At 75.1% G+C, this 7,516-nt stretch carries 7 protein-coding genes and 1 pseudogene; 2 read left to right on the plus strand and 6 right to left on the minus strand.

Annotated elements, in window-relative coordinates; genetic code table 11:
- The 4 genes from ACYVI6_RS17365 to ACYVI6_RS17380 form a co-directional block, all read right to left on the minus strand.
- Positions 1-1,203 (minus strand): FtsX-like permease family protein (locus ACYVI6_RS17365; protein WP_460447569.1); only part of this gene is annotated, 1,203 nt, incomplete at its 3' end.
- The gene (locus ACYVI6_RS17370) at positions 1,200-1,961 is read right to left on the minus strand and encodes an ABC transporter ATP-binding protein (RefSeq protein WP_460447570.1); all 762 of its coding nucleotides are present in this window, start codon (positions 1,959-1,961) and stop codon (positions 1,200-1,202) included. The genes ACYVI6_RS17370 and ACYVI6_RS17365, both read right to left, overlap by 4 nt.
- On the minus strand, positions 1,958-2,605 hold the full coding sequence (locus ACYVI6_RS17375) for a PadR family transcriptional regulator (RefSeq protein ID WP_460447571.1): 648 nt from the start codon (positions 2,603-2,605) through the stop codon (positions 1,958-1,960). Before ACYVI6_RS17375 ends, ACYVI6_RS17370 begins: the two co-directional genes overlap by 4 nt.
- A gap of 96 nt (positions 2,606-2,701) precedes the next feature.
- Entirely contained in the window at positions 2,702-3,691 is a 990-nt protein-coding gene (locus ACYVI6_RS17380; RefSeq protein ID WP_460447575.1) for a LacI family DNA-binding transcriptional regulator, read from the minus strand.
- A gap of 160 nt (positions 3,692-3,851) precedes the next feature.
- On the opposite strand from ACYVI6_RS17380, the gene ACYVI6_RS17385 reads away from it, so the two are divergent.
- Positions 3,852-5,222, plus strand: a complete 1,371-nt coding sequence (locus ACYVI6_RS17385; protein WP_460447572.1) for an ABC transporter substrate-binding protein — start codon at positions 3,852-3,854, stop codon at positions 5,220-5,222.
- 100 nt (positions 5,223-5,322) lie between these two features.
- On the plus strand, positions 5,323-6,330 hold the full coding sequence (locus ACYVI6_RS17390) for an alcohol dehydrogenase catalytic domain-containing protein (protein ID WP_460447573.1): 1,008 nt from the start codon (positions 5,323-5,325) through the stop codon (positions 6,328-6,330).
- A 3-nt stretch (positions 6,331-6,333) separates the two neighbouring features.
- Here the strand turns inward: ACYVI6_RS17390 and ACYVI6_RS17395 are convergent, their stop codons facing one another.
- Positions 6,334-7,311 carry an NAD(P)H-quinone oxidoreductase gene (locus ACYVI6_RS17395; protein ID WP_460447574.1) on the minus strand — a complete coding sequence of 326 codons (978 nt, stop codon included), beginning with the start codon at positions 7,309-7,311 and terminating at the stop codon, positions 6,334-6,336.
- 10 nt (positions 7,312-7,321) lie between these two features.
- Positions 7,322-7,516, minus strand: a pseudogene (locus ACYVI6_RS17400) (hypothetical protein); the annotation flags it as partial.

Below are 7,516 nucleotides of genomic sequence, written 5' to 3' on the forward strand. Positions count from 1 at the left end.
GTCGAGCCGGGCCGCCGTGCGGGCCGGGAGGGCGGCGGCGGCCAGCGACGCGAGCGCCCCCAGCGCGCTCGCGGCGAGGGTCGAGCGCCAGTCGACGTCGAACGGTCCGAGCACCGTGGTCGGGCTCAGGGCGGGCAGCACCCGCACCGTCACCGCGGCGGCCGCCACCCCGAGCGCGCTGCCGAGGACGGACGCGAGCACGCCAGAGAGCAGGGCCTGTGCGAGCACGACCCGGCGCACGTCGCGCGGCGTCGCGCCGGCGGCGGCCAGCAGGGCGAGCTGTCGCTGCTGCCGGCGCACACCGACCGCGAAGGCCGGCCCGGCCAGCAGCACCACCTCGAGCACGATCGAGAACACCAGCAGCACCAGCACCGCCCGGGCCTGTGCGTCGCCCCCGCCGCCGTCCACGGGGGTCGTCGCCGGCGGGTGCTCGACGACGGCCCGCGACAGCACGAGGAGCCCCGCGCGGTTCAGCTCGCGCACCTGCGCCCAGGTGACGGGGGCCGGGCGGTCGAGCAGGTAGCGCGGCGACAGGGTGCTGACCTCGCCGACGGCCGCGCCGGGCCGGGCCACGACGGTGTAGCGGGCGAACCCCTCGCTCGAGGCGTCGGACACACCGACCACGCGCAGGGTCGCGGCGCCCACGGTGACGTCGTGCCCGACGCCGAAGCCGCGGGCGACGAGGCTGCGGGAGACCAGGGCCTCGCCGTCCGACCGGGGCAGCCGGCCGTCGACGAGCCGCAGCGTCGGAGCCAGCCGCGGGTCGGCGGTGTCGCGCAGCAGCAGGTTGGCCTGCAGCCGGCCGCGCTCGGTGCGGACGGCGGTGCCGGCCTCGCGCAGCTCGAGCACGCTGCCGCCGGTCAGCCGCTGCATCTCCGCCGGCGTCCAGTCGCGCTCGACCGCGCCCGGGGCGGGCGCGGCCGCGTCGGGGGCCGGGCCGAAGTTGCCGAGCGTGGCGTCCTGCTGCACCGGCTGGCGGCCCTGCGGCTTCAGCTCGGCCTGCGTCGTGCCCAGCACGAACGGCAGGTTCTCGACGGCGGACACCTGGTCGGTCGCGTAGACGGTGGCGACGAGCGTGGTGAGCAGCACCGGCACGCCGACCAGCACGACGACGAGCGCGTTGCGGGCCTTGTTGCGCAGCAGCTCGCGCAGCGCGATGCGACGCGCCACCCGCCAGCCGGCTGCGGACGTCCGGGCGCTCACGAGCCGTCGCCCAGCAGCTGCTCGGGGCCGCGCGAGTCACCGGTGGTGTCGACCACGACGCCGTCGCGCAGGAAGACCACGCGGTCGGCCCAGGCGGCGTGCCGGGCCTCGTGCGTGACCAGCAGGCCGGCCGCCCCGGCGTCGACCCGGGCGCGCAGCACGCGCAGCACGGCCTCGCCGGTCTCGGAGTCGAGGGCCCCGGTCGGCTCGTCGGCGAGCACCAGCCGGCGGTCGCCGACCAGCGCGCGGGCGATGGCGCAGCGCTGCTGCTGGCCGCCCGACATCTCGTCGGGGAACCGCTCGGCGAGGTCGGCGACCCCCACCTCGTCGAGGGCGGCGAGCGCCTGCCGGCGCGCCTGCGAGGTGCGCTGCCCGTCGAGCTCGAGCGGCAGCATGACGTTCTCGACGGCGGTCAGCGCCGGCACGAGGTTGAGGTCCTGGAACACGTACCCGAGCGAGCGGCGGCGCAGCGCGGCCGTCTCGGCCCGGGACAGCCCGGAAAGCGGCCGCTGCTCGACCAGCACCTCGCCGGACGTCGGGCTGTCGAGCCCACCGGCGATCGTGAGCAGCGTCGACTTGCCGGAGCCGGACGGTCCCATGACGGCGACCAGCTCACCGGGCCGGACGGCGAGGCCGACGTGCCGCAGCGCGTGCACCGCCGTCTCGCCCTCGCCGTGCACCCGGCTGACGTCGCGCAGCTCGAGCACGGGCGCGGTGCCGGTCGTGCCGGTGGCGCTGCTGGTGACGGTGGCGGTCATCGCGCACCGCCCCGGGCCGGACGCCGCGACCTGGCCGGCTGTTCGGTGCGGTCGGGCGCGCCGGCGTCGAGGCGCACGTCGTCGGCCGGGTGCACGAGGTCGACGGCCGGCACGGCCGAGGCCGTGCGGGCGCGCCGGAGCAGGCTCGCCTCGACGTGGTCGAGCCAGCGGACCTCGGCCTCGGCGGCGAAGACGAGGTTGTCGAGCACCAGCAGCCAGGCGAGGTCGTCCTGCGCGGAGGCGCGCTGCTTGAGCCGGGTGAGGTCCTGCAGGCCGCGCAGCGTCTGCGTGCGCTGGGTCTGCAGCACCCCCGGCACGTCGACGCCGGGCACGGTGACGGCCAGCGCGAGCTTGATCGCCAGCTCGTCGCGCGGGTGGTCGGCGCGGTCGACCGGCGTGCGCCACCAGCGGCGCACCTCCTCGTCGCCCTCGGCGGTGAGGCGGTACTGGATGCGCCCGTCGGCGTCGGCCGCACCGGCGCCCTCGACCAGCCCGTCCCGCTCGAGCCGGGCCAGCGTCGTGTAGACCTGCCCGACGTTCAGCGGCCAGGTGCCGCCGGTGCGCCGCTCGAACTGCGCGCGCAGCTGCGCGCCGTACATCGGCTGCTCGGCGAGCAGCGCCAGCATCCCCTGCCGGATTGACACGGTCGAACCCCCTATACCGAGTATGGTGCGTCTGACGTGCAGGTATACGCGGTATGCAGGTGGCGCGTCAAGCGGGCAGCAGGGCGGGCGGCCCGGTCAGCGCAGCGAGCAGCCCGGGCCGCACGACCCGCGACCGATCAGCTGCACGGGCAGCAGCACGGTGCGGCGCAGCCGGCGATCCGGGTCGGTGAGGCGGTCGAACAGCCGCTCGACGGCGATCCGGCCCATGGCCTCGGGGTCCTGGTCGACGACGGTCACCGACGGGCTCAGCAGGTCGGCCATCGGGAAGTCGCCGAACCCGACGTAGGCCGGGTGCCGGTCGAGGCGGTGCAGCGCGTGCAGGAACGACCGGGTCGCGCGGGCGTTCGAGGAGAAGACCGCGGACGGCGGGTCGTCGGCGCCCAGCAGGGCGTCGACCTCGGCGGTCAGGGCGTCGACCCCGATGTCGCCGAGCCGGACGAGCGCCGGGTCGTCGTCGACGCCGGCCTCGCGCAGGGCCCGCCGGTAGCCGTCCAGCCGCAGCGCCGTGGTGCGGAAGCCGTCGTCGTCCCCGAGGAAGGCGACCCGTCGGTGCCCGTGCTCGAGCAGGTGGGCGGTGGCCTGGTACCCGCCCGCCTCGTCGTCCTGCCGCACCGTGTCGGCCCGGATCTGCCCGGGGAGCCGGTCGATGAAGACCATCGCGGTGCGCGGCTGCCAGCTGCGCAGGTAGGACTGGTCGGGGTCGGTCGGGGTGGCGATCAGCCCGACCACCTGCCGCTGCAGCAGCGCCAGGATCGCCGGCCGCTCGTCGTCCGGCAGGTTGCCCAGGCTGGTGACGATCACGGCGTAGCCGCGCCGGCGGGCCTCGCCCTCGACGGCCTCGACGACGGCGGCGAAGAAGGGATCGCCGACGCTGGGCACGGCGACCCCGATCGCGGCGTCGCGCCCGCGGCGGAAGGTGACAGCCACGGTGTTCGGCACGTACTGCAGCTCGACGACCGCGCGCCGCACGCGCTCGCGCAGCTCGTCGGAGACGTAGCGGTCGTCGTTCACCACGCGGGAGACCGTCTTCAGGCTGACGCCGGCGTGGGCCGCGACCTCACGCATGGTGGACACGACGGACAGGAAACCACCTCGGTCGCCCGGGCGGCGCCGACCCCGTCCAGATCGTTGCGCACCGTGTCTTGACACCGGTGTCAGCCGCGGCGACGCTGAGCGGGCGACGTCGCGGACGCGGCGGAGCGTCGACGACGACGAAGGAGACCGCGTGCCCAGGTCCAGCAGACGTGCGGCCACGACCGCAGCAGCCGGCATCGCGGTGGCGCTGGTCGCCACCGCCTGCAGCGGCGCCGGTGCGGGCAGCGACAGCGCCGGCAGCAGCGGCGGCGCGCAGTCGATCAACGTGCTCATGGTGAGCAACCCGCAGATGACCGACATCCAGAAGATCACCGCCGACACGTTCACCAAGGACACCGGCATCAAGGTCAACTACACCGTGCTGGACGAGAACAGCCTGCGCGACAAGGTGACCCAGGACGTCGCCACGAAGGCCGGCCAGTACGACGTGGCCACCGTCGGCGCGTACGAGGTGCCGATCTGGGCGAAGAACGGCTGGCTGCACGAGGTCGGGTCGTACGCCGACAAGGACAGCAGCTACGACCGCGCCGACCTGCTGAAGCCGATCACCGCGTCGCTCACCAGCGACGACAAGCTGTACGGCCTGCCGTTCTACGGCGAGAGCTCGTTCCTCATGTACCGCAAGGACGTGTTCAAGGCCAAGGGTCTGACCATGCCCGAGCACCCGACCTGGACCCAGGTCGCCGACCTGGCCGCGAAGGTCGACGGCGCCGAGCCGGGCATGAAGGGCATCTGCCTGCGCGGGCTGCCGGGCTGGGGCGAGCAGGGCGGCCCGCTCACCACCGTCGTCAACACCTTCGGCGGCACCTGGTTCACGAAGGACTGGCAGGCGAAGGTGAACGCGCCGGAGTTCAAGAAGGCCGTGAACTTCTACGTCGACCTGGTGCGCAAGCACGGCGAGCCCGGTGCCGCGCAGGCCGGCTTCACCCAGTGCCTCAGCTCGTTCGGCCAGGGCAAGACCGCCATGTGGTACGACGCGACGTCGGCCGCGGGCAGCGTCGAGGACCCGGCGTCCAGCGAGGTGGCCGGCAAGGTCGGCTACGCGTGGGCGCCCACCGAGGCCGTCGACAAGCCGTCCGGCTGGCTGTGGACCTGGGCGTGGGTGATGCCGCAGACCACGAAGAAGTCGGACGCCGCCTCGAAGTTCATGCTGTGGGCGACGAGCAAGGACTACGAGAAGCTGTCGGGCGAGAAGCTCGGCTGGTCGCGCGTGCCGTCGGGCAAGCGTGCGAGCACCTACTCGCTGCCGGAGTACCAGAAGGTGTCGGCGGCGTTCGGCGACATCACGCTGAAGTCCATCGAGTCCGCGAACCCCAACGACCCGGGCGCGCAGCCCCGGCCGACCGTCGGCGTCCAGTTCGTCGACATCCCGGAGTTCGCCGACCTCGGCACCGAGGTCACGCAGATGATCTCGGAGGCGATGACCGGCAAGACCACGGTCGACCAGGCGCTCGACCAGGCGCAGCCGCTCGCCGAGAAGGTCGCCCAGGCGCAGCAGTAGCCGTCCCACCCGGCCGCGCCTGGCCACGAGGTCGTCCCCGCTCCGCGTGCGACGGAGCGGGGACGACCCGCGTCCGCACCCGTCGTCCCAGGAGGTCCCCGTGCAGGCCGTCGTCTTCGCCGCCCCCGGCGTCGTGCAGCTCGTCGAGCGTCCCGACCCGGTGCCCGGTCCGACGGACGTCGTGGTGCAGGTGGCCGCGGCGGGTGTCTGCGGCACCGACCTGCACTTCCTGTCGGGCGAGCTCGACCTGCCGTTCCCGTTCACGCCCGGGCACGAGGTCGCCGGCGAGGTCGTCGCGGTCGGGCGGGAGGTGCGGACGCACGTCGTGGGCGACCGGGTGGCCGTCGACCCGGCGCTGCCGTGCCACGTGTGCGCCGCCTGCCGGGCGGCCCGCGACAACCAGTGCACCGACCGGCAGGGGATCGGCGAGACGCGCGACGGGGGCTGCGCCGACCTCGTGCTGGTGCCGGCCACCAACGCGATCCACCTGCCCGAGGGGGTCGGCACCGCCGACGCGGCGCTCGTCGAGCCGGTCAGCTGCGCGGTGCACGGCCTCGACTCGCTCGGCCGGGTCGCCGAGGTGCTCGGCGCGCGGGTGCTGGTCGTCGGCGCCGGCACGATGGGGCTGCTGATGACGCAGCTGCTGCAGCGCGTCGGCGCCGCCGCGGTCGACGTCGTCGACGTGCTGCCGGCCAAGCTCGAGGTCGCGAGCGCCCTCGGTGCCGCGGCGACGGCGACCAGCGCCGCCGAGCTCGACCGGCCGCAGGGCTGGGACGTCGTCGTCGACGCCACCGGCCACCCCGCGGCCATCGAGGACGCGATCGGACGGGTCGCGCGGCGCGGCACCTACCTGCAGTTCGGGGTGGCCGCACCGAGCGCGCGGGTGCCGCTCAGCCCCTACGACCTGTTCGACCGCGAGATCCGGCTGGTCGGCTCGAAGTCGTTCGCCTACTCGTTCGAGCGCGCACTCGGCCTGCTGGCCGCCGGCGCGGTCGACACCGCCACCCTGGTGAGCCACCGCCTGCCGCTGCCGGCCTACCCCGAGGCGCTGACGGTGCTGCGCTCCGGCGACTGCCGCAAGGTGCAGGTCGTGCCCGGCCTCGGCTGAGGGCTAGGCGGTCAGCAGCAGCTTGCCGGTGTGCGACGACGCCTCGAGGACGTCGTGCGCGCGGGCGGCCTCGGCCAGGGGCAGCCGCTCGTGCACGATCGGGCGCACGCGGCCGGCCTCGACGAGCGGCCACACGTGCTCGCGGACGGCGGCGACGACGGCCGCCTTCTCGCCGAGCGGGCGGTGCCGCAGCGACGTCGCGATCACCGCCGCGCGCTTCATGAGCAGCGCACCGAGGTCGAGCTCGGCCTTCCGCCCGCCCTGCAGGCCGATCACCACCAGCCGGCCGTTCACCGCCAGCACCTCGACGTTGCGCGCCAGGTACTTCGCACCGATCGTGTCGAGCACGACGTCGGCACCGCGGCCGTCGGTGGCGGCGTGCAGCCGCTCGACGAAGTCCTCGTCGCGGTAGTTCACCAGCACCTCGGCGCCCAGCGACCGGCAGAACGCCAGCTTCTCGGCCGACCCGGCGGTCACGGCCACCCGGGCGCCCGCCGCCGTCGCCAGCTGCACCGCCATGGTGCCGATGCCGCTGCCGCCCCCGTGCACGAGCAGCGTCTCGCCGGGCTGCAGGTTCGCGGTCATGAAGACGTTGCTCCACACCGTGCACACGACCTCGGGCAGCGCGGCCGCGTCGACCAGGTCGAGCCCGGTGGGCACCGGCAGCAGCTGGCCGGCCGGCACCGCCACCAGCTCGGCGTACCCGCCGCCGCTGAGCAGCGCGCACACCTCGTCGCCCACCGCCCAGCCCGAGACGCCCTCGCCCAGCGCCTCGACCGTGCCGCTCACCTCGAGCCCGAGGTACGGCGACGCACCGACCGGCGGCGCGTAGGCACCCTGGCGCTGCATGAGGTCGGCGCGGTTCACACCCGCGGCCGCGACCCGCACCAGCACCTCGCCCGGCCCGGCCACGGCGTCCGGCACCTCCGCCGGCCGCAGGACGTCGGAGCCGCCGGGTTCGCTGATCGTGATCGCTCGCACGGTCAGCACCCTACGGAGCGAGCAGGTGCAGTGCGCGGCGCAGGTCGGCCGGGGTGTCGACGTCGAGCGACGCCTCCCCGACCGGCACGCGCTCGACCCGCAGCCGGGCGACGACGTCGCGCACCCGCCCGCCGGCAGCGGCCGCGGCGAGCGCCACCCGCAGCGGGCCGCGGCGGTACACGGCGAGCAGCGGCTGGTCGGGTCG

It is taken from the genome of Angustibacter aerolatus, from assembly GCF_054776675.1.